Raw genomic sequence first — 21,206 nt, forward strand, 5'->3', positions numbered from 1 at the left:
GCCATTCCCCCTTTTGCTCGTTTACTTCACTATATTGGCTAAAAGAAATGAAATACCTTCCTATGAGAAGGAAATGGAGGAATTTCACATGACAGACATTCAAATTGGACAAGTTGTGAAAGGTTTTTATAAAACAGGTGTATACGTTGGGGAAGTGACAGCAGTGAAACCATCGACCTATCTCGTTCAAGTAAAAGCCGTTCTGACACATCCCACTCAAGGCGACCTGCATCATCCGAAAGAAGCAGACGTGCCTTTTTTCCAAGAGAGGCGGGCTTTGGCCTATAGAGAACAGACAAATATCCCTCATCATATGGTGAAGCCTTATGATGGCGATATCCCTGATTATGAAGAGTCACTGAAAGAAGCTGTAGATAAATTGAAACAAGCACTCCGTGCGGATGATTCCAAATGGGCTGAAAAATCAAGAGCGTGCCTATCTTCTCTTGAGAAAGATTATTTTCCAGAAGACGTCCGCTAATCAGCCGAATCAAAAAAATGTGAGAAATCGATCAGCTCACCAATTTTGGTTGTTTGCGGATTTTCCACATAGGCTCTGTCTTTTTCAAAAAGGGTTAACAGCTGATAAGTCGTCATGGCATCATCGAGTGCTTTATGATGCTTACCAGCTCCTTCACTGCCGTATTCCTTTGCTGCTTTTCGAAGCCCTGTCAGTGTGCGGTCACCAAAAAAGGTTTTATATTCAAAGGCCAGGTCCCTCAGCTTCCCCTTAAAAGGAAAGGCAATGTGATTGAGCATACAATTTTGCTTCAATACCTTCATGTCCATGTTGCCCCACGTAATAATTTCACAATTCTCTCCCCCATCAAGTGACATGAGCTTCTCGATAAATTCCTCAAATGAAATTCCGCTCTCTACATCCTCCTGCGTAATTCCGAGGAAAGATTTACAGCGCTTCGTCAGCTTCGGGAACTTTTTCGGTTTGACGTAGCTAGAGAATGTGTCTATGATCGTTTCATCTGCTGCTTTCACTACCCCAGCTTCAATAATTTCAGGAAAAAAATTTTGCGGATGATATTTTCCATCAGGCATCGTAAATTCAAAATCGACCACAAGCACCGTCTTCTGTTCCACCAGTTTCACCTCACTTTTTCGTCAGCTTTTCATTCTCATACCATTATATTAAGACGGACCTTGAAATCACTTCATTTTCGTGAAAATAATGCAGATTCACTATGCCCAACCTATTCATCTGATGAAAGATCGTTTATTTTCCTTTATAATTATTAAGGAACACGAAATAAATAAAGAAGGTGGTCTCTATCACAAACAGGAAGAAAAACTTGTACATCATGTGGTTTGTGAACTTTTTTGTATCTGCGAGCATTACAATGATCGTCCCTTTTTTATCACTTTACATAGAATCTCTTGATAGCAGCTATTCAAATGAATTTGTTCAAAGATGGAGCGGCTATGTCTTTGGAGTCACGTTTTTAACGGCCTTCCTGATTTCTCCGATTTGGGGGCGGATTGGCGACCGGCATGGCTATAAAAAGATTTTATTAATTAACGGAATTGGCATCGCCACAAGTATTCTATTAATGGGGCTTGTGCACACTGTGTATCAGCTATTCGCACTAAGGCTCTTCATGGGGCTTGTCACAGGCTTTATCTCGACTTCAATGGCACTGATTTCTGCACAGACCGAAAAGGCAACTGCCGGTAAAACCCTTGGAACGATGCAGATGAGTAATGTTGCCGGAGGATTGTTTGGTCCATTAATGGGTGGATTCATGGCAGACAGCGTCGGATTTATTTATACGTTTTTCCTGACAGCGGCTGTCATTTATGTGTCAGCTATTGTGATTATCTTCGGAGTGAAAGAACAGCCGATCCGGTCAAAAGAAGCAAAGCGTGTTTCTTACTCACGGAAGGATGTACTCTTTCACATTTTCAAGCAGCCTTTGCTTGTCGTCACGATGCTTTTAACGTTTATTACACAAGTAGGGAACTTTAGCATTCAGCCGCTTTTGGCTTTATACATTCATGATTTACATGGTCCTGTCAATCTCGCTTTTTATGCGGGGCTTGCTTTTTCTGCAACTGGACTCGGCAATTTGCTGTTTACGCGAAAATGGGGAGATCTCGGAGATCGAATTGGTCATGACAAGGTGCTGCTTGCCCTTCTCATCCTCTCCTCTATTTTATTCATCCCGCAAGCGATGGCGGATTCGTACGTCATGTTAGTCATTTTCCGTTTCCTATACGGGATGGCACTTGGCGGAATTATTCCGTGTACGACGGCGTATATCCGGATTAAAGCACCTGCTTCTATGCAAGGAGAAGTGCTCGGATACAATGTCAGCTTCCGCTTTCTTGGGAATGTCGTCGGTCCGGTAATCGGCGGCATTGTGGCGAGTCATTACGGGATTCCAGCTGTCTTTTATGTCACTGCCGGCATTTTTCTGTTTGGCGCGTTATTTTTATGGGCGGTCCGCTCACATGCGAAAACAAAGGAAAGGAGTGTCTGATCATCTTCAGATACTCTTTTTTCTTGCGGAAAAGCCTGATTCACTAGACTTCACGCCCTTTCTTTTCTAAAAATAACCTTCTCGTATCCGCAAAAGAATGGTACGATATGGCTAGAAAATTGAAGAAAGTGAGTGACCTCATGTTTCGTGCAATTATTGGTTGGTTATTACTTGCTGCCCTCATCCCATTATTTGCTCTGACTTTTTATCTATCAAAGGAAGAAGCTGCAAGTGTCAAGCCTGTTAACGAAGTGCTTGATCAAAAAATCAAGCTGGAAAAGATAGATTTTTCCCAAAACAGTTATATGTATGACCGGGATGGTTCTCTTATCTCCGAGATCGTCTCAAACGATGAGAACCGAGTGTTCGTGAAATACGATAACATTCCTGAACCTGTGAAGGAGCTGTTCCTTCGTTCAGAGGACCGCAACTTTTATGACCATAAGGGAATTGACTTTATGGGGGTTGTTCGTGCCGTTGCTGCAAATGTCAAAAACCATGGCATCAGCCAAGGAGCGAGTACGATCACACAGCAGCTGTCCCGCAACTTATATTTAAGCCATGAACGTTCGTTCAGCCGAAAGTTTACGGAGCTGCTCTATTCCTATGAACTTGAGCGGAAATTCTCGAAGGATGAAATTCTCGAAAGCTATTTAAATACGATTTATTTCAGTAATGGTGTTTACGGTGTCGGTTCTGCGGCTAATTACTATTTTGATAAGCCGCTTAGTTCTTTAACACTTGCACAAATGGCATTTATCTCTGCTATTCCAAACAACCCAACACTGTATGACCCATTAAAACAGTTCAAGCACACAAAGAAACGCCAAGAACGACTGCTTGGTATTTTGAAGAAAGATGGCGTCATCACCAAAAAACAATACAAAAAAGCCGTCAAAGAAAAAATCAGCCTTTCTTTAAATGAAAAGAAAAACCTATACCCTGACTATGTGACATATGCCAATGAAGAGTTTACCGATCTTGTGTCTGATCAGGAGGGCTTTACAAAACGATTGAAGAAAGCCAAGACAGCTGAAGCGAAAAAGGCGGTTCAAAAGGAATTATCTGAAAAGGTCAGTGCCCTGCTCCAGGATGGTGTGAAAATTTATACGGCGCTTGATCCTTCCTTACAGCAAAGAGCCGTCTATCAGCTCAATGCTCAATTGCCTTACCAAGGTGTGGAAGGCGGATCAGCCGTCATTAATCATGAAACGCATCAAATTGTTGCACTTGCTGGCGGGAAAAACTATAAGAAATTTGATTTTAACTACGCTTATCAAGCGCAAAGACAGCCTGGTTCTGCGATTAAGCCGCTTTTAGACTATGCGCCTTATATTGATCAAACCGGTGCAACGGCTTCAAGCACCATCAGTGCCGGCAAGTTTTGCAGCAGCGGATACTGTCCGCAGAACTATAATCATAAAACATATGGAACAGTCACACTTGAAACAGCCTTTAAAAATTCTTACAATACCCCTGCGATCCGAATGCTGGATACAGTGGGTGTCAAAAAAGGCTTCAGCTATTTAGAGAAGTTCTCATTCGAACATATTGTAGCGGAAGATTACCGTCTTCCTTCTGCACTTGGCGGATTTACGAAAGGCTTCTCACCGCTAGAAATAACAGATGCATATACCGTCTTTGGCAACCAAGGAGCCTACACACAAAGTCATTCGATCACAAAAGTGACAGACTTAAACGGTAAGACCCTTTACAAGTGGAAAGAGTCGCCAAAGCAAGTATATTCTCAGCGAACAAATGAAACGATGCGTAAGCTGCTTACCTCTGTTGTGAAGAGTGGGACAGGGAAAAAAGCGAATTTCAACGCCCCTTACATCGGTGGTAAAACAGGGACATCCAATGACTACAAAGATATTTGGTTTGTGGGACTGACAGATCAGTACACAATGGGTGTCTGGGTTGGAAGAGATAGAGGAACGGTGGAATCGATTTATCATTCAAGCCCGCACTTACGTATTTGGAAAAATACGATGCAATACGCCAGATAAACAGGAGGTTTGATTGCGATGCATTCAACACATCCACCCCATTTAATCTTATTTGACGGTGTCTGCAACGTGTGCAGCGGTGCTGTTCAGTTTGTGATTAAGCGCGATCCGAATGAACGGATGATGTTCGCTTCCTTACAATCAGATACAGGGCAGCGTATTTTAATGGAAAACGGTTTGCCTTTAGATGAGTTCAATTCATTCATTTATATTGAAAAAGGGACCCTTTATACGAAGTCGACAGGCATCTTAAAAGCCGCGCGGCATTTAAAAGGGATATACAGATGGAGCTTTTTACTCCTTGCCATACCTCGCCCAATCCGCGATTGGTTTTATCAGTTGATAGCAAAAAATCGCTACAAATGGTTTGGTCAAAAAACAGCTTGTATGATGCCTACACCCGATATTCAAAAACGGTTTCTTTCATAAAAAAAAGCATCCTCCATTATTGGAGGATGCTCAGATTGTTGAAAAAGAGCTAAAATGATCTTTATTTTAGCTCTTTTTCTTCTTTTCAGCGTGACCTGAAAACCTTTGCAGTCTAGGAAGGACGAGCACCGAAGCGGAGCGAATTTAACATTCGTGAGCATCGGCGCGCAGAACTGACAACGAATGCAAGGGTTTGTCTAAACGCTGAAAGCATCCTCCGTTATTGGAGGATGCTTTCTTTGTCTGCTTATGAAGGCAGACTTGCCATCACACTGTTATAAAGCTTAATAAATAAGTACAAAATACCGATCAAAAACGTCGCCCAAAACAGCAGAATAAACATCATAAATCCAATCAAATTCAGCATAGAAAGCGATTGATAAATGCGAACCACAACCCAGATAAAATAGACAAGACTTGCTAATGCAAAAAGTCCGACTAGCAGAATGAGCTGCTGCGTCAACAGAAAAGCTAGCAAGCTGGCAAATAAATAAACAACGGATGCGATCCGAATTTTCTTTAAGTTCTCCCCTTCAGGGTCCTTAGCGAAAAAGAGTAACGCCAGCTCTAATACCGTATCTGCAATCAGTTTTAAGGCAGATAAGATCATAAAATAAACAAGTGCAAAAGCAGCAAAGAGAGCAAGACGAATGCCCTGTTCTGAGAAAAATTCAAGCATTCCTTTTAAAATGCCTGCTTGAGTCAAGAAATCAGTTGTGACACCTACTGTGAAAATCGAAAAAGCAGAGCTGAATAGTAAAATTGAAATCAGCGGAAAATATCCAGTCAAATATGTATTTTTCATAAATAGATCCTTTCTCATAAGCTCACATTTATTATGGCTCACTTAAAACGGATTGACAAGATGCTTTCAAAGTAAACCGACAGCAAAATCAAATTTATGATTTTGCACGTACATTCCTTCACAAACTTACATTTTCCCGTTAAAGTATTACTGTTACGAAAAAATCGTGCGTTAGGGGTATACTCGTGAAAAAAACTTTAAGACTGCAAACACGGCTGACGATCTTTGTGTGCATCGTTGTCCTGATCTCCCTTTGTATCACATTCTTTACAATATGGTCGGAAACAGCCAAGAACATCCATCAGCAGGAACGTGACATTGCTCTTTCTACTGCCAAAATGGTCGCAGAGGCACCGATCACAGCACAATCATTAGAAGATCATTCATATTCCGCATTACGAAAATATACAACAAGTGTTCAGCAAATCACCAAAACCGAATTCGTTGTCGTCATGGATATGAACGGTATCCGCAAAACACACCCGAATCCGCAGAAAATTGGAAAGCGGTTTGCCGGCGGTGATGAAAAAGCTGCATTACAGGGAAAAGAACATATTAGTACGGCTTCTGGAACACTCGGCAGATCCATGCGTGCTTTTGTTCCTGTTTATGATCAAAATGGAAAGCAGCTTGGGGCTGTGGCCGTAGGGATTACGTTAAAGGAAATTGACTTGATTATTCATCAAAGCTTACTTCCACTCTACTTCGTCACATCACTCAGCCTTCTATCTGGCATCATCGGAGCACTCATTGTGGCAAGAAAAGTGAAGAAGATTATGTTTGGACTTGAGCCGGATGAGATCGCCACATTGTTAAAAGAACGAAGTGCCATGCTAGAATCAACAAAAGAAGGGATTCTGGCCGTCGATCAGCACGGTAAAATTAAACTGGCCAATGCAGAGGCCAAACGGCTCTTTCATAATATGGGCATTATGGTTGATCCTAGAGAACAAGATGTGCAAACTCTCCTCCCTTCAAGCGGCTTAAAACAGGTCATTGAAACACGCAAGCCGCTGCTTGATCGTGACGTGAGAATGAATGGACTGGAACTCGTCTTTAATGAAGTGCCAATTACGGTAAAAGGTGAAATTGTCGGAGCCATCGCCACCTTCCGTGACAAAACAGAAGTGAAACATCTGGCTGAGCAGCTTAGCGGGGTCAAAATGTATGCGAATGCGCTCCGTGCCCAGTCACATGAATTTATGAACAAGCTGCATGTCATTTTAGGATTGGTTCAGCTCAAAAACTACGATGACCTTGGCACCTATATCAAAGATATTGCGATCTATCAGCAAACGGAAACAAATGAAATCATCAACCATGTGAAAAACTCTGTTTTAGCAGGATTTTTACTAGGAAAACAAAGCTATATCAGGGAACAAGGCGCTGCCTTGGAGGTTATTTGCAGCACACAAGTGCCAAATACGGAGGACCCGGCAGTGACGCATGATCTCATTACCGTGATTGGCAACTTATTAAATAACGCACTCGATGCTGTTTCACATACTGACACGAAAAACATCTCGATCTCCTTCAGATACGTCCATGAGCAGCTTCACATTGAAATCACGGACACAGGTGTTGGTCTCACGAAAGAAGAACAAGACATCATGTTTGATCAAGGCTTTTCAACTAAAGGAGAAGACCGAGGGTTCGGACTCTACTTCGTTGACCAAAGCATCAAGAAATTGAACGGACATATGATTGTCACGAGTGAAAAAGGAGAAGGAACGACCTTTAGTCTACGCATTCCGTATAAACAAAAGGAGGATTCAAATGATTAATGTGTTAATAGTAGAAGATGATCCAATGGTTGGAGAGCTGAACAAACGCTACCTGACCCAAATCGACGGCTTTGAGTTAAAGGGGATTGCCACCTCCTTTCAGCAGGCACTTGAAGTGTTAAAAACAGAAGTCATACACCTCGTACTGCTCGATATTTATATGCCTGGACAAAATGGACTGGCATTACTAACAGAAATTCGCCAGCAAAATCATGCCGTTGATGTCATTGTCATTTCGGCTGCAAATGAAGTCGATGTTGTACAGCAAACGATGCGAAACGGGGCAGTTGATTATTTAATTAAGCCTTTTGAGTTCGAACGATTCCAATCAGCACTGGCAGAGTATAAACGGAAACACGCCCTGTATCAATCCATGAACAGCATTTCGCAAAATGATTTAGATGCGAAGCTTTTTCATAAAAAAGCAGAGGCGGAAAAAGTCCTCTTGCCAAAAGGACTGACCAAAAGCACACTTAAACTCATCTGGACAAGCATTCAATCATTTGGCCAGCAGGCTTTCACAACCGAAGACCTAGCCAATCATACAGAAATCTCTCAAGTCTCCATTAGAAAATACTTGAAATTCCTTGAGGATATCGAAGTGGTGGATGTTGAAATGGCATATGGGACAATAGGACGTCCTGTTTTCCAATATAAACTGAACACGAGCAATATGAATTTGATTCAGCAATATCTTTAAAATACTACATCTGACCTTTCACAAAGGCCAGATGTTTTTTTATGGCATACGATGTAACAAACCCCTTGATATCAGTGGTTCTGCTGTAGCGGAGCACATCACAAAAGCGGCATTATATCATATTTCAGCAGATAAAAAGACATCAAATAAAGCCATTTAACATTTTTTTAAAAATAAAACAAATTTCTATTTATTTATTCGATCGGAAATGATAAATTATGATTGATTAGTTCAACGAGATATAAGTCTGATGTCTTACATCTTCTCTCCTGCCCTCCATAAGCTTCATGAGAAAGCAGGATAAAATACCCTCTTCAGAAGGGTGAGAAGAGATAGATCGGTCTTTTTTCGCGAGACTTTTCTGAAACTTTTAAATTTTATAGGGGGTTATGTTTTGAAGAAGCGCAAAATTGGACTAGCATTGTCCTTAGTCGTAGCAGCAGGAACCATCCTTGGAGCATGCGGCAACTCTGGCTCAAACAGCGGTGAAAGCAAAAAAGATAAAGATCAATTCACTGTTGCAATGGTAACTGATGTCGGTGGTGTCGATGACAAATCGTTTAACCAATCAGCTTGGGAAGGTTTACAAGCATTTGGGAAAGACAACAATCTAAAAAAAGGTAAAAACGGCTTTGATTACTTACAATCTAAATCAGATGCTGACTATACAACAAACTTAAACACACTTGCTCGTGAGAAATTCGACTTGATTTACGGAATTGGTTTCTTAATGGAAGATGCTATTTCTGAAATTGCGGATCAACGTAAGAAAAACCACTTTGCGATCGTTGATGCAGTCGTGAAAAAAGACAACGTAGCCAGCATTGTGTTTAACGAAAACGAAGGATCATTCCTTGTGGGTGTTGCGGCTGCTCTTTCTACAAAATCAAACAAAATTGGATTCGTAGGCGGCGTTGATTCTGAATTAGTCAGAAAATTCGAAGTTGGCTTCCGCGCAGGTGTTGAAGCAGCTAACCCGAAAGCAAAAGTTGAAGTGAAATATGCCGGTGCATTCGATAAGGCTGACATCGGGAAAGCAACAGCTGAAAGCATGTACAAATCTGGCGTCGACATCATCTATCATGCTGCTGGCGGCACTGGAACTGGTGTCTTCACAGAAGCGAAAAACCTGAAAAAAGCAGATCCTAACCGTAAAGTTTGGGTTATCGGTGTAGATAAAGACCAGTATGACGAAGGAAAAGTACCTGGAACAAAACAAAGTGTCACCCTTACTTCTATGGTTAAGAAAGTAGACACAGCGGTACAAGACTTAACAACGAAAGCAAAAGAAGGTAAGTTCCCTGGCGGCGAAGTGATCACATACGGTCTGAAAGAAGGCGCTCTTGACATCTCTCCATCTAAGGAAAACCTTGATAAAGATGTATTAAAGAAAGTTGAAGAATGGAAACAAAAAATCATCAAGGGTGAAGTGAAAATCCCTGCTACACGTGATGAACTAAAAGATTTTAAAGCTTAATTTGAGCAGCGGGATAAGCGCGCCTTATCCCCTGCCTCTCCTTTACCTCCTCTTTATTCGTAAAAGGTGGTAAAAGAAAAGCTGCAGCCTCGTTTTGCAGCTTTTCTTTTGCTAGTTTTTATCTTCATCAGCACCCTAAAAAAGGAGCGGTTAAACCTGTGGATTATGTCATTGAAATGTTGAATATACGCAAAGAATTCCCTGGCATTGTAGCAAACGACAACATTACGCTGCAGCTAAAAAAGGGCGAAATTCATGCGCTGCTTGGTGAAAACGGCGCTGGAAAATCAACGCTCATGAACGTGCTTTTCGGACTGTACCAGCCTGAAAAAGGTGAAATCAAGGTACACGGAAAACCTGTAACCATCTCTAGTCCAAATGATGCTAGTGATTTAGGCATCGGAATGGTGCATCAGCACTTTATGCTTGTCGATACCTTCACTGTCGCTGAAAACATCATTTTAGGTAAAGAGCCCAAGAAGTTTGGAAAGATTGACAAAGAACAAGCCATACAGCAAGTACAAGAGCTTTCTGACCGCTATGGTTTGAAAATAGATCCTGCCGCAAAAGTATCTGACATCTCTGTCGGCATGCAGCAGCGTGCAGAAATCTTAAAAACACTTTACCGCGGCGCTGACATTTTGATCTTCGACGAACCAACGGCCGTTTTAACACCTCAAGAAATCAAAGAACTCATACAAATTATGAAAAACTTAATCAATGAAGGAAAATCCATTATTTTAATCACCCATAAGCTGAAAGAAATTATGGATGCCTGTCATCGCGTGACCATTATCCGAAAAGGCCAAGGCATTCGTACACTTGATGTGGCAAGCACAAATAAAGATGAACTTGCAAGCCTCATGGTTGGTCGTGAAGTGTCATTTAAAACAGATAAAAAAGCTGCTTCTCCAGCTGAGGAAGTTCTTCAAATTCAAGACCTCACAGTAAAAGACGCCAGAGGAATTGAAGCGGTCAAACAGTTGAACCTCTCAGTGAAGGCTGGCGAAATTGTCGGAATTGCTGGGGTAGATGGCAATGGCCAGTCTGAATTAATTGAAGCCATTACCGGTCTAAAGAAATCAGAATCTGGCACAATCATGCTAAACGGGAAAGCCATTCAAAATCTCCCGCCTCGTAAAGTGACCGAATCTGGGATTGGACATATTCCTCAGGATCGTCATAAACATGGACTTGTACTCGATTTTTCAATTGGAGAAAACATTTCCTTACAAACGTATTATCAGCGTCCTTATTCAAAATTCGGCTTATTGAATATGAAAAATATTTATCAAAAAGCAAAACGAATCATTGCGGAATATGACGTCAGAACACCGAGTGAATATACAGAAGCGCGCGCTCTGTCAGGCGGTAACCAGCAAAAAGCCATTATCGGCCGTGAAGTTGACCGCAATCCTGATTTATTAATTGCCGCTCAGCCGACACGAGGACTTGATGTTGGTGCGATTGAATTTGTTCATAAACGTCTAATCGAGCAAAGAGACGCAGGCAAAGCCGTTTTGCTCATCTCCTTTGAGCTTGATGAAATTATCAATGTCAGTGATAAGATCGCTGTTATTTTCGAAGGCAGCATTGTCGCCATTGTTGATCCAAAAGAAACAACAGAGCAAGAGCTTGGTCTATTAATGGCTGGAAGTACGCAACAGGAAGTGGGGAAAGAAGCAAATGTCTAATCGCTTAACAAATCTGCTGATTCCGCTTATAGCCATTGTACTTGGTCTTTTGGTTGGGGCCATTATTATGCTGGCAAGCGGTTATAGTGTCATCGAAGGCTATAGCGCCCTTTGGAATGGCGTTTTCGGTGAAACTTATTATATGGGAGAAACCATCAGGCAAGTGACGCCTTATATATTATCAGGTCTTGCTGTTGCCTTTGCATTTCGGACAGGCCTGTTTAATATCGGTGTAGAAGGTCAAATGCTTGTTGGCTGGGTAGCTGCTGTATGGATTGGAACAACTGTCCATGCTCCTATGTATATTCATCTGCCGCTTGCACTCATCACCGCAGCTTCTGCAGGTGCTTTATGGGGCTTTATTCCTGGTTTTTTAAAAGCTCGTTTTTATGTGCATGAGGTCATCGTTACTATCATGATGAACTACATTGCCCTTCATGTCACAAACTATTTAATCTCAAATGTCTTAACAGATAATAAAGATAAAACAGATAAAATCGATGCCACTGCCTCGCTCCGCTCTGGATTTTTTGAACAGATCACTGATTTTTCCCGAATGCATAACGGTATTTTTGTTGCCATTATTGCTGCGGTCGTAATGTGGATCATTATTCAAAAAACGTCTAAAGGGTTTGAATTACGAGCAGTTGGAATGAACCAGCAGGCATCACATTATGCTGGTATGAACGTTCGCCGCAATATCATTTATGCGATGCTTATTTCAGGTGCTTTTGCAGGTCTTGCAGGCGCTATGGAAGGTCTTGGTACATTTGAATATGCCTCTATTAAAGGCTCGTTTACAGGCGTAGGTTTTGATGGAATTGCCGTCGCTTTATTAGGTGGAAATACGGCTGTTGGTGTTGTCCTTGCTGCATTATTGCTTGGTGGATTGAAGGTCGGTGCATTAAATATGCCGCTTGAATCAGGCGTACCGACTGAGGTTGTTGATATTGTCATTGCGATCATCATTCTTTTCGTCGCCTCAAGCTATATTATCCGTCTTGTGATTCAACAAATGAAGAAAAAGGGGGGAAAATAAGTGGGATTTCTGCAAATACTTGAAATCATCGTCCCAGCTACACTTGTTTATGCTGCACCACTTATTTTAACCGCTCTTGGAGGCGTCTTTTCAGAAAGATCAGGTGTTGTCAATATCGGTCTTGAAGGGTTGATGGTCGTCGGAGCATTTTCCAGTATTATCTTTAACTTATTTTTTGCTGATACGTTTGGAGCCTTGACCCCGTGGCTTGGGCTTCTCGTCGGAATGGCCGTTGGCGGATTGTTCTCACTGATTCATGCAGTGGCGACCATTACCTTCCGAGCTGATCAAACGGTCAGTGGTGTGGCGATTAACATGCTGGCACTTGGCGCTACATTGTTTGTCGTCAAACTGATTTATGGGAAAGCACAAACTGATAAAATTACAGAGCCTTTCTATAAAGGAGATATCCCCCTTTTAAGTGACATTCCGATCTTTGGTGATATTTTCTTTAAAGATGTTTATTATACGTCTATACTCGCCTTAGCTCTTGCGGTTGTTGCTTGGTTTGTTTTATTTAAAATGCCGTTTGGTCTTCGTCTTCGTGCAGTCGGAGAGCATCCAATGGCAGCTGATACAATGGGTATCAAAGTGTACCGGATGCGTTACATTGCTGTTTTCATTAGTGGACTGTTTGGCGGTCTTGGCGGAGCTGTTTATGCCTCAACGATCGCGCTTGATTTCTCACATGCCACCATTACTGGACAAGGCTTCATCGCACTAGCTGCGCTTGTATTCGGTAAATGGCATCCATTTGGCGCAATGGGCGCTGCTTTATTCTTTGGATTTGCTCAAAGTTTAAGCATCATTGGCTCTCTCCTGCCGCTGTTCCAAGATATACCGAATGTGTATATGCTCATAGCACCATATGTGCTCACCATTTTAGCACTTACTGGCTTCATCGGACGTGCCGATGCACCGAAAGCACTTGGTACGCCTTATCTAAAAGGAAAACGATAAATACGATGTATGATCAATCCCCTGAAGGACAAACTACTTTCAGGGGATTTTTGTATGATAAAAAACTCAAAAACTCCTGTTTATTTTACTTTTATTACACTTATTTTAGTTTAATAAATAGAAGAGTGTCATTGAATCTTCTACAATTGAGACAAATAGCATTTGGGGGTGTTTATGTGGCTAATGCACAACAATTGAAATCGATTACAGACGATTCTGACAATAATAAAAGCGTTTTCCGAAAGATCATGTCTTGGAAAATTGGTGTTATTGATCTACCTGTGTATTTAGTACTTGCAGCGATTATTTTAACTGCCGCTTATTTTAATAAAATTCCAGCAAATATGCTTGGTGGTTTCGCTGTTATTATGATTTTGGGGATTTTCCTTGGAGATGTAGGACAACGTATTCCAATCTTAAAAGATATTGGTGGACCGGCGATTCTTTCTTTATTCGTACCATCGTTCCTGGTCTTTTTTAATGTTCTGAATCCGAACTCATTGGAAGCGGTTACGTCTCTTATGAAAACGTCGAACTTCCTTTACTTCTATATCTCTGCTCTTGTAGTAGGTAGTATTCTTGGGATGCAGCGAACTGTTTTAGTACAAGGCCTTATTCGTATGTTTGTTCCTCTCGTTGCAGGTACAATTGCAGCTGTGAGTGCTGGTATCCTTGTTGGCCTTTTAGTTGGCTTCACACCGCATCATTCATTCTTCTTTATTATTGTACCGATTATTGCCGGTGGTGTTGGAGAAGGGATTTTGCCATTATCTATCGCTTATTCACAAATTCTTGATGTATCAGCAGAGTCATTAATTTCTCAATTAATTCCTGCGGCTGTCATCGGGAACGTCATTGCCATTATCTGTGCTGGCGCATTGAAGAAGCTTGGTGAGAAACGTCCAGAACTAAACGGAAATGGCCGTCTTGTGAAATCTAAAGAAGCAAACGAAATTTTCGAGCAGCCAGATTTGGATGCAAAAGTTGATTTCGGGTTAATGGGTGCTGGTGTACTCGTTGCTTGTACAACCTTCATCTTTGGTGGTTTGTTAGAAAGCTTTGTTCATATTCCAGGTCCAATCTTAATGATTGTTCTTGCCGCTTTAATCAAATACTTAAACGTGATGCCTCAGCATCTTCAAAACGGCTCACAGCAGTTCTACAAGTTTGTATCTAAAAGCTTTACATGGCCGCTAATGGTTGGTCTTGGTATTCTATACATTCCACTTGATGATGTAGCAACTGTCATCTCCATTCCATTCGTATGCGTATGTATCGCTGTTGTACTCGCAATGGTTGGTTCTGGTTACTTCGTTGGAAAACTAATGAACATGTATCCAGTAGAATCTGCTATTGTCACTGGCTGTCACAGCGGACTTGGCGGTACTGGCGACGTTGCGATTCTTTCAGCTTCTGGAAGAATGGGTCTTATGCCTTTCGCACAAGTATCTACACGACTTGGCGGAGCAGCAACTGTTATCTGTGCAACGATCTTACTCAGAGTGTTTAGTTAAACTACCACACATAAAAAGCATGGGCTCTCACATGGGCCCATGCTTTTTTTATATTTCTTTTCTCCTATAGGATCTTATTCATCAGCTAATACAATTCGTAAATATTCCCTGGGCTGAAAAGGATACAGCTTGGTTTCTTGATAGCTCATGTGAAGAAGATGCTCAGAAAACAGCGGCCATTCACTCCCGGCCTGCCACCTTTTTTGATCATTTCGGTCAATCAAGAATGCTCCTCCTAAAATCGTGCAGAATAGGCTTAAGCTGATGGCGATCTTTCGTTTCATTTGATCAGCTCCTTTAAGAAAAGCATGTACGAAAAACAAAACAATATACAATGAGTATCATTTTTGATAAAATTATTTTTGTGGTCAAAAGAACCTAAAACAAATACAGTTTGCTTGAAATCGTTTCAAACCAATGCACTATGGCTGTATTTACGCTATAATTTTAATTACCAGTTCTTTAGAACGTGAATTTATATTGATCAAAGGAGGTTCATTTTCTTGCAGCTTATTCACTTCGCCATCCTATCACCTTTTTTACTCGCTTTTGTTGTACCTTTCCTTTACAAATATGTGAGGCGTATACATACAGGATGGTTTGTTCTCATCTTGCCGATTCTTTTATTTACCTATTTCATCCAAATGTTACACATCACTTCGAATGGACGAACGCTTTTCTCACAGGCTGAATGGATTCCATCTTTAGGGATGAATTTCACTGTGTATGTCGATGGTCTCAGCCTGTTATTTGCTTTATTAATTACAGGTATCGGCTCACTAGTGGTGCTGTACAGTATTTTCTACTTATCAAAGGAAAAAGAACAGCTTGGCTCTTTCTACACGTACTTGCTCATGTTTATGACCGCGATGCTGGGTGTCGTTCTTTCTGACAACATGGTGGTTTTATACTTGTTTTGGGAGTTAACGAGTATCTCTTCCTTCCTCTTAATTGGGTATTGGTATAAGCGGGAGCGCTCTAGATATGGAGCAACGAAATCACTGCTTATTACTGTTTTTGGCGGATTAGCTATGCTTGGTGGCTTCATCCTCATTTACCTGATTACTGATTCATTCAGTATTCGTGAAGCAGTCAATCAGCTTCAGCTCATTATGGCATCACCTTACTTTATCCCTGCCATGATCCTAATCTTACTAGGTGCGTTTACGAAATCAGCGCAGTTCCCATTCTATATCTGGCTGCCTGATGCAATGGAAGCACCGACTCCTGTGAGCAGTTATCTGCATTCTGCTACGATGGTGAAAGCCGGTATTTATCTTGTTGCCCGCTTCAGTCCAATCTTTGCTATATCAGAGGTATGGTTCTGGACCATTTCCATCGTGGGACTTGTCACATTATTCTGGGGATCATTCCACGCCGTCCGGCAAAACGATTTGAAAGCCATTCTGGCCTATTCGACAGTGAGCCAGCTCGGCATGATTATGCTCATGCTTGGCGTCGGTGCAGCTGCAATTCATGAAAAGAATCCTGCCTTTTTTGGCGCAGCCGTTCTTGCAGCTATTTTTCACCTCATTAACCATGCTACGTTTAAAGGCAGTCTCTTTATGGCAGCTGGTATTATCGATCATGAAACAGGGACTCGTGACATTCGGAAATTAGGCGGATTAATGACGATCATGCCGATTACCTTCACAATTACGTTAATCGGTACATTTTCAATGGCCGGATTACCGCCATTTAACGGTTTCTTAAGTAAAGAGCTATTTTTCACAAGTATGATACGGATTTCTGATATCAGCTTTACAGACGTTTCAACATGGGGTGCCATCTTCCCAGCACTCGCTTGGCTCGCTAGCGTCTTTACGTTCATTTATAGTATGATGCTCCTCTTTAAAACTTTTAGAGGCCGTCTGAATATAGACCAATTGGAGAAAAAACCGCATGAAGCACCGATCGGCATGCTCATTCCGCCCATCATTCTAGCTGCACTTGTGGTCACCTTCTTCTTTTTCCCTAATATTCTTGCCTATTCTGTCATTGAACCTGCAATTGCGGCGATCATTCCTGAAGCGATTGAAACAGGAAGCCGTTTTTCTGTGAAAATTGAAGCATGGCATGGCTTCCAGCCAGAACTCTATATGACAATAGGTGTTGTTGTACTCGGCACAATCGGCTACTTGACGCTTTCAAAATGGCGTCCAATGTACAACATCTTTAAGGAAAAGTGGTCATTTAACGCTTTATACGACCGCTCTCTTATCGGTTTGGAAAAAGGTTCATACCGCCTGACAAACAGTTATATGACTGGTTTTCTTCGTGACTATCTTGTCTATGTGTTTGGGTTCATGATTATCGTCATTGGCGGTGTGATGTTTTATCAGCAGGCCTTTTCATTTCAAACTGATCAGGCTGCCTCAATTGGCACGTATGAGGTGATTCTTTCACTTGTGATGGTGGCGGCGACGATTGCCACAGTATTCGCAAGTTCACGATTAACAGCTATTATTGCACTAGGTGTCATGGGCTACACGCTGTCATTATTCTTCGTGATTTTCAGAGCACCTGACCTTGCGCTGACACAGCTGATTATTGAAACGATTTCTGTCGCACTGTTTTTGCTTTGCTTCTATCATTTGCCGAAGCTGAGCTTAAAGCAAAAAACAAGAAGATTCAAAATGACCAATTTCATCATTTCATTAGGTGTTGGGGTTGTTGTCACTTGTCTAGCTTTCGCTTCCACAAGTCAGCAGTCGCTTGACACCATCTCAACTTACTTTATTGAAAACAGCTACAAACTTGCTGGCGGTGACAATATTGTCAATGTCATTCTTGTAGATTTCAGGGGCTTTGATACCCTCTTTGAAATTACTGTTCTCGCCATTGCGGCACTTGGTATTTATGGGTTATTAAAAACACAAGCAAAACGGAAGAGAGGTGTGCGGCGATGAGAAAGATTGATACGAATGATATGCTTTTGCAAGTCACAACGAAAATCACAGCATTCATCATCTTGCTTTTCTCCCTTCACCTATTTCTTGCGGGACATAACAATCCTGGCGGCGGATTCATTGGCGGCCTGATGAGTGCTGCGGCTGTCGTTCTTCTGCTTTTAGCCTATGATCTGAAGACAGTAAGACGCATTTTGCCATTTGACTTTATTTATGTAACTGGAGCCGGTTTGCTCGTTGCGATCCTGACAGGTATGGGATCCTTTCTATTCGGTACACCTTTTCTATCCCATGCATTTGATTATTTCCAATTACCGTTTTTAGGGAAAACAGAACTGGCGACAGCCGTCCTGTTTGATATCGGTGTGTATTTGGTTGTTGTCGGTGTCACCATGACCATTATTCAAATGATTGGAGAGAAGGAATAATGGAATTTCTAATGTCTATTATCGTCGGAATTATTTTTATGGCGGCGACCTATTTGATGCTGTCAAAGAGCCTTCTGCGGGTCATCGTCGGTACTGCTGTTTTGAGTCACGGCGTCCACTTGCTTCTTTTAACAATGGGCGGTTTAAAAAAAGGAGCGCCTCCAGTTCTAAAAGAGGGGCTCACATCCTATGTAGATCCATTGCCACAAGCATTAATTTTAACAGCCATTGTCATTGCTTTTGGTGTGACATCCTTATTACTTGTCATGGCCTTCCGTGCCTTCCAAGAGCTGCGAACAGATGACATGGATCAAATGAGAGGAAATGATCAGCATGAATAATCTCGTGATCCTGCCTATATTAATTCCATTACTAGCTGCTACACTATTGATCTTTATGAATAAAAACATCATGCTGTCAAGAGTCTTTAGTGTCTTGGCATCTCTTTCAGCCATTATATGTAATGCATATTTGGTTCAAACGATTTTCACAAATGGGATACAAACCCTTTATTTGGGCGGCTGGAAAGCACCATTTGGGATTGCCCTTGTGGCCGATCAATTTGCTGCACTTCTTGTGCTGACCGCTTCCGTTGTCGGGCTTGTGACAGTCCTCTTCTCCTTTCAAACGATTGGGAAAGAAAGAGAGCGGCTCTTCTATTATTCTGGCGTACAGTTTTTGTTAGCTGGCGTCAGCGGAGCCTTTTTAACAGGAGATATTTTCAACCTGTTTGTATTCTTTGAATTACTGCTGATGGCATCTTATATGCTTATTGTATTAGGCGGATCAAAGCCTCAGCTTCGTGAATCACTCAAATATATTGTGTTTAATATCATCTCGTCGGCATTATTTATTGTTGGAGTCGCCTGTTTATATGCAGTGACGGGTACGCTCAATATGGCTGATTTAAGTGTGAAAATAGCTGAATCAGGGCAAACAGGATTAATCACTGTTATTTCCATCCTGTTCCTCATTGTATTCGGCTTAAAAGCTGGGATCTTCCCGCTTTATTTCTGGCTGCCAGGATCGTATCATGCGCCGCCAGCAGCGATTTCAGCTCTATTTGGGGCTTTGCTGACAAAGGTTGGCTTATATGCGATTGCAAGAGTCTTTACATTAATTTTTATACACGATACAGGCTTCACCCATACACTCATGGCGTGGCTTGCCGCACTGACGGTGATATTCGGTGTGATAGGCTCGATCGCCTATTCTGATGTGCAGAAGATCGTGATTTATAACATTGTCACAGCTGTTGGGGTCATTTTGTTTGGATTTGCAGCCAACACACCTGCATCACTCCAAGGGGCCATTTATTATCTCATTCACGACATGGTGATCAAAGGGGCTTTATTTATGCTGGCAGGTGCCCTCTTTGTGTATGCTGGTACAAATCAACTGAAAAAAATGGGCGGACTGATTCAATCCCAGCCTCTATTAGGATGGATGTTTTTCATATCGGCTTTATCGCTTGCAGGAATTCCGCCGCTGAGTGGCTTTGTTGGAAAACTAAAAATTGTGGAAGGTGGATTTTCTGCTGGACACATGACGTTTTCTATCCTGGTCTTACTGTCCAGTCTCCTTGTCCTCTACTCTATTATGAAGATTTTCATGTCCGCATTTTGGGGCGAGGAACAGGATATGCGAAGAAGAAAGCCGTCAATTAAAGGAATGGTGTACCCTGGCGTACTGCTTGTCGTTTTATCGCTTGCCATTGGGTTAGGGACAGAGTTCATTGCCCCTTATATCAATCAAGCAGCGGAAATGCTCTCTACACCAGAAAAATATATTCAAGCTGTGCTGAAGGAGTAGATGAACATGGCCTTTCAAATATTACTAAACGCACTCCTCGCCTTTACATGGATGTTTATGAATGATACATACAGAGCCGCAGACTTTGTATCAGGTTTTGCATTAGGGATGATCGCCATTTTCATGCTGCGTCGATTTTTCCCGCAGCGTTTTTACGGCTATGCCCTTTATGCGATTTTCAAGCTGATCATCATTTTTATTCGCGAGCTGCTTCTTGCCAATTTAAGTGTATTAAAGACCGTATTATCTCCAAAGCTCACGATTAAGCCCGGTATTTTCGCCTTTCGTACGGACTTGAAAACAGATTGGGAAATCACCATACTGGCAAATATGATTACATTGACACCAGGTACACTAGTGATTGATATTTCCGATGATCGGTCCATTTTATACATTCATGCGATGGATATTGAAGATGCTGAAAAAGCCATTCACGATATCCGGGTTTCATTTGAAAAAGCGATTCAGGAGGTGAGCGGTAAGTAATGGAACTCATTTTGCAAATGTCACTTGGCATTCTGGCACTGTCTACTTTGCTTTTTGTGATACGAGTGATCAAAGGTCCCTCTATTCCTGATCGTGTAAGTGCACTCGATGCGATAGGAATCAATTTAATTGGGATGACAGCCATCGTTTCAATTTTACTGAAAACCACTGCATTCTTTGAGATTATTTTACTGCTCGGCATCCTTGCCTTTATCGGTACTGTCGCTTTTTCCAAATTCCTTGAGAAAGGGGAAGTGATTGAAAATGATCGTCATCGCTAAAGCCATCGTGATTTTCTTTATCCTGCTAGGCGCTATCCTCTGTTTGATTTCAGCCATTGGTGTCCTTCGCCTGCCGGATGTTTACACACGTATGCATGCTGCATCAAAAGCATCGACCCTTGGCGTTGTTCTGATTCTAGTAGGTGTGTTTTTTCACGAATGGTTTCTTGCAGGCGTTATTTCTGCAAAAATCCTTCTCGGCATCGTATTTATCTTCCTGACAGCACCAGTCGGCGCACACTTAATCGGAAGAGCCGCCTACAATACTGGTGTTAAGCTCGACAAACGCAGCGTTCAAGATGATTATGGCGGTTTCCGTAACTTTGTGATTAAGCGAAAAGAAGATTCTTATTTATAAAAAGCAAAAAGAATGGCCTGCCATGTTGG

At 41.8% G+C, this 21,206-nt stretch carries 21 protein-coding genes; 18 read left to right on the plus strand and 3 right to left on the minus strand.

The window, feature by feature from the left end:
- Positions 1–88: 88 nt before the first annotated feature.
- Positions 89–481, plus strand: coding sequence for a kinase-associated lipoprotein B (locus MHI23_RS14635; protein ID WP_025094193.1), 393 nt, complete (start codon positions 89–91; stop codon positions 479–481).
- Here MHI23_RS14635 and kapD read toward each other — a convergent pair.
- On the minus strand, positions 478–1,095 hold the full coding sequence (gene kapD, locus MHI23_RS14640; RefSeq protein ID WP_342492039.1) for a 3'-5' exonuclease KapD: 618 nt from the start codon (positions 1,093–1,095) through the stop codon (positions 478–480). The two genes, MHI23_RS14635 and kapD, sit on opposite strands and share 4 nt — an antisense overlap.
- A gap of 218 nt (positions 1,096–1,313) precedes the next feature.
- Between kapD and MHI23_RS14645 the strand changes: the two genes are divergently transcribed.
- The 3 genes from MHI23_RS14645 to MHI23_RS14655 all read left to right on the plus strand — a co-directional run bounded on the left by MHI23_RS14645 (position 1,314) and on the right by MHI23_RS14655 (position 4,930).
- Positions 1,314–2,492: an MFS transporter gene (locus MHI23_RS14645; protein ID WP_220396324.1), complete on the plus strand. Its 1,179-nt coding sequence runs from the start codon at positions 1,314–1,316 to the stop codon at positions 2,490–2,492.
- A gap of 107 nt (positions 2,493–2,599) precedes the next feature.
- Positions 2,600–4,501 (plus strand): transglycosylase domain-containing protein, encoded by a 1,902-nt coding sequence (locus MHI23_RS14650; protein WP_342492040.1) that lies wholly within the window; start codon positions 2,600–2,602, stop codon positions 4,499–4,501.
- Between the two features lie 18 nt (positions 4,502–4,519).
- Positions 4,520–4,930, plus strand: a complete 411-nt coding sequence (locus tag MHI23_RS14655) for a thiol-disulfide oxidoreductase DCC family protein (protein ID WP_149126322.1) — start codon at positions 4,520–4,522, stop codon at positions 4,928–4,930.
- Between the two features lie 247 nt (positions 4,931–5,177).
- Here the strand turns inward: MHI23_RS14655 and MHI23_RS14660 are convergent, their stop codons facing one another.
- The gene (locus MHI23_RS14660) at positions 5,178–5,735 is read right to left on the minus strand and encodes a YufK family protein (protein ID WP_034622124.1); all 558 of its coding nucleotides are present in this window, start codon (positions 5,733–5,735) and stop codon (positions 5,178–5,180) included.
- A gap of 185 nt (positions 5,736–5,920) precedes the next feature.
- On the opposite strand from MHI23_RS14660, the gene malK reads away from it, so the two are divergent.
- The 7 genes from malK (at position 5,921) to MHI23_RS14695 (ending at position 14,903) form a co-directional block, all read left to right on the plus strand.
- On the plus strand, positions 5,921–7,519 hold the full coding sequence (gene malK / locus MHI23_RS14665) for a malate sensor histidine kinase MalK (RefSeq protein WP_342492041.1): 1,599 nt from the start codon (positions 5,921–5,923) through the stop codon (positions 7,517–7,519).
- Positions 7,512–8,219 carry a response regulator gene (locus MHI23_RS14670; RefSeq protein WP_024423307.1) on the plus strand — a complete coding sequence of 236 codons (708 nt, stop codon included), beginning with the start codon at positions 7,512–7,514 and terminating at the stop codon, positions 8,217–8,219. Before malK ends, MHI23_RS14670 begins: the two co-directional genes overlap by 8 nt.
- 394 nt (positions 8,220–8,613) lie before the next feature.
- Positions 8,614–9,696, plus strand: a complete 1,083-nt coding sequence (locus MHI23_RS14675) for a BMP family protein (protein ID WP_024425935.1) — start codon at positions 8,614–8,616, stop codon at positions 9,694–9,696.
- A 158-nt stretch (positions 9,697–9,854) separates the two neighbouring features.
- Positions 9,855–11,390: an ABC transporter ATP-binding protein gene (locus tag MHI23_RS14680; protein WP_024425936.1), complete on the plus strand. Its 1,536-nt coding sequence runs from the start codon at positions 9,855–9,857 to the stop codon at positions 11,388–11,390.
- Entirely contained in the window at positions 11,383–12,429 is a 1,047-nt protein-coding gene (locus MHI23_RS14685) for an ABC transporter permease (protein ID WP_342492042.1), read from the plus strand. Before MHI23_RS14680 ends, MHI23_RS14685 begins: the two co-directional genes overlap by 8 nt.
- Positions 12,430–13,389, plus strand: a complete 960-nt coding sequence (locus tag MHI23_RS14690) for an ABC transporter permease (protein WP_342492043.1) — start codon at positions 12,430–12,432, stop codon at positions 13,387–13,389.
- Between the two features lie 176 nt (positions 13,390–13,565).
- A complete protein-coding gene (locus MHI23_RS14695; protein WP_024425937.1) occupies positions 13,566–14,903 on the plus strand; it encodes a 2-hydroxycarboxylate transporter family protein in 1,338 nt (445 codons plus the stop codon).
- A 74-nt stretch (positions 14,904–14,977) separates the two neighbouring features.
- Here MHI23_RS14695 and MHI23_RS14700 read toward each other — a convergent pair whose 3' ends face one another.
- Positions 14,978–15,187, minus strand: a complete 210-nt coding sequence (locus MHI23_RS14700; protein WP_024423313.1) for a hypothetical protein — start codon at positions 15,185–15,187, stop codon at positions 14,978–14,980.
- Positions 15,188–15,406: 219 nt separating this feature from the next.
- Between MHI23_RS14700 and MHI23_RS14705 the strand changes: the two genes are divergently transcribed.
- Genes MHI23_RS14705 through mnhG form a run of 7 tightly spaced genes read left to right on the plus strand, consistent with a single transcriptional unit; the run spans position 15,407 to position 21,177 of the window.
- Entirely contained in the window at positions 15,407–17,812 is a 2,406-nt protein-coding gene (locus tag MHI23_RS14705; protein WP_041115823.1) for a Na+/H+ antiporter subunit A, read from the plus strand.
- The gene (locus MHI23_RS14710; protein WP_342492044.1) at positions 17,809–18,240 is read left to right on the plus strand and encodes a Na(+)/H(+) antiporter subunit B; all 432 of its coding nucleotides are present in this window, start codon (positions 17,809–17,811) and stop codon (positions 18,238–18,240) included. The genes MHI23_RS14705 and MHI23_RS14710 overlap by 4 nt, the downstream gene beginning before the upstream one ends.
- The gene (locus MHI23_RS14715; RefSeq protein WP_024423316.1) at positions 18,240–18,581 is read left to right on the plus strand and encodes a Na(+)/H(+) antiporter subunit C; all 342 of its coding nucleotides are present in this window, start codon (positions 18,240–18,242) and stop codon (positions 18,579–18,581) included. The genes MHI23_RS14710 and MHI23_RS14715 overlap by 1 nt, the downstream gene beginning before the upstream one ends.
- Entirely contained in the window at positions 18,574–20,052 is a 1,479-nt protein-coding gene (locus tag MHI23_RS14720; protein WP_024425940.1) for a Na+/H+ antiporter subunit D, read from the plus strand. The genes MHI23_RS14715 and MHI23_RS14720 overlap by 8 nt, the downstream gene beginning before the upstream one ends.
- Before the next feature lie 6 nt (positions 20,053–20,058).
- Positions 20,059–20,538 carry a Na+/H+ antiporter subunit E gene (locus tag MHI23_RS14725; protein ID WP_024425941.1) on the plus strand — a complete coding sequence of 160 codons (480 nt, stop codon included), beginning with the start codon at positions 20,059–20,061 and terminating at the stop codon, positions 20,536–20,538.
- A complete protein-coding gene (locus MHI23_RS14730; RefSeq protein WP_024425942.1) occupies positions 20,538–20,819 on the plus strand; it encodes a Na(+)/H(+) antiporter subunit F1 in 282 nt (93 codons plus the stop codon). Before MHI23_RS14725 ends, MHI23_RS14730 begins: the two co-directional genes overlap by 1 nt.
- The gene (mnhG, locus tag MHI23_RS14735) at positions 20,803–21,177 is read left to right on the plus strand and encodes a monovalent cation/H(+) antiporter subunit G (protein WP_024423320.1); all 375 of its coding nucleotides are present in this window, start codon (positions 20,803–20,805) and stop codon (positions 21,175–21,177) included. The genes MHI23_RS14730 and mnhG overlap by 17 nt, the downstream gene beginning before the upstream one ends.
- The last annotated feature ends 29 nt before the right edge of the window (positions 21,178–21,206 follow it).

The organism is Bacillus sp. FSL M7-0003, from assembly GCF_038628485.1.
Taxonomy (GTDB): Bacteria; Bacillota; Bacilli; order Bacillales; family Bacillaceae; genus Bacillus; species Bacillus safensis.

Coding starts and splice junctions, on each gene's coding strand:
- MHI23_RS14635 (WP_025094193.1), top strand. CDS start 89: ATGACAGACATTCAAATTGGACAAGTTGTGAAAGGTTTTTATAAAACA.
- MHI23_RS14645 (WP_220396324.1), top strand. CDS start 1,314: ATGTGGTTTGTGAACTTTTTTGTATCTGCGAGCATTACAATGATCGTC.
- MHI23_RS14650 (WP_342492040.1), top strand. CDS start 2,600: ATGGCTAGAAAATTGAAGAAAGTGAGTGACCTCATGTTTCGTGCAATT.
- MHI23_RS14655 (WP_149126322.1), top strand. CDS start 4,520: ATGCATTCAACACATCCACCCCATTTAATCTTATTTGACGGTGTCTGC.
- MHI23_RS14660 (WP_034622124.1), bottom strand. CDS start 5,735: ATGAAAAATACATATTTGACTGGATATTTTCCGCTGATTTCAATTTTA.
- MHI23_RS14670 (WP_024423307.1), top strand. CDS start 7,512: ATGATTAATGTGTTAATAGTAGAAGATGATCCAATGGTTGGAGAGCTG.
- MHI23_RS14685 (WP_342492042.1), top strand. CDS start 11,383: ATGTCTAATCGCTTAACAAATCTGCTGATTCCGCTTATAGCCATTGTA.
- MHI23_RS14700 (WP_024423313.1), bottom strand. CDS start 15,187: ATGAAACGAAAGATCGCCATCAGCTTAAGCCTATTCTGCACGATTTTA.
- MHI23_RS14710 (WP_342492044.1), top strand. CDS start 17,809: ATGAGAAAGATTGATACGAATGATATGCTTTTGCAAGTCACAACGAAA.
- MHI23_RS14715 (WP_024423316.1), top strand. CDS start 18,240: ATGGAATTTCTAATGTCTATTATCGTCGGAATTATTTTTATGGCGGCG.
- MHI23_RS14720 (WP_024425940.1), top strand. CDS start 18,574: ATGAATAATCTCGTGATCCTGCCTATATTAATTCCATTACTAGCTGCT.
- MHI23_RS14725 (WP_024425941.1), top strand. CDS start 20,059: ATGGCCTTTCAAATATTACTAAACGCACTCCTCGCCTTTACATGGATG.
- MHI23_RS14730 (WP_024425942.1), top strand. CDS start 20,538: ATGGAACTCATTTTGCAAATGTCACTTGGCATTCTGGCACTGTCTACT.
- mnhG (WP_024423320.1), top strand. CDS start 20,803: ATGATCGTCATCGCTAAAGCCATCGTGATTTTCTTTATCCTGCTAGGC.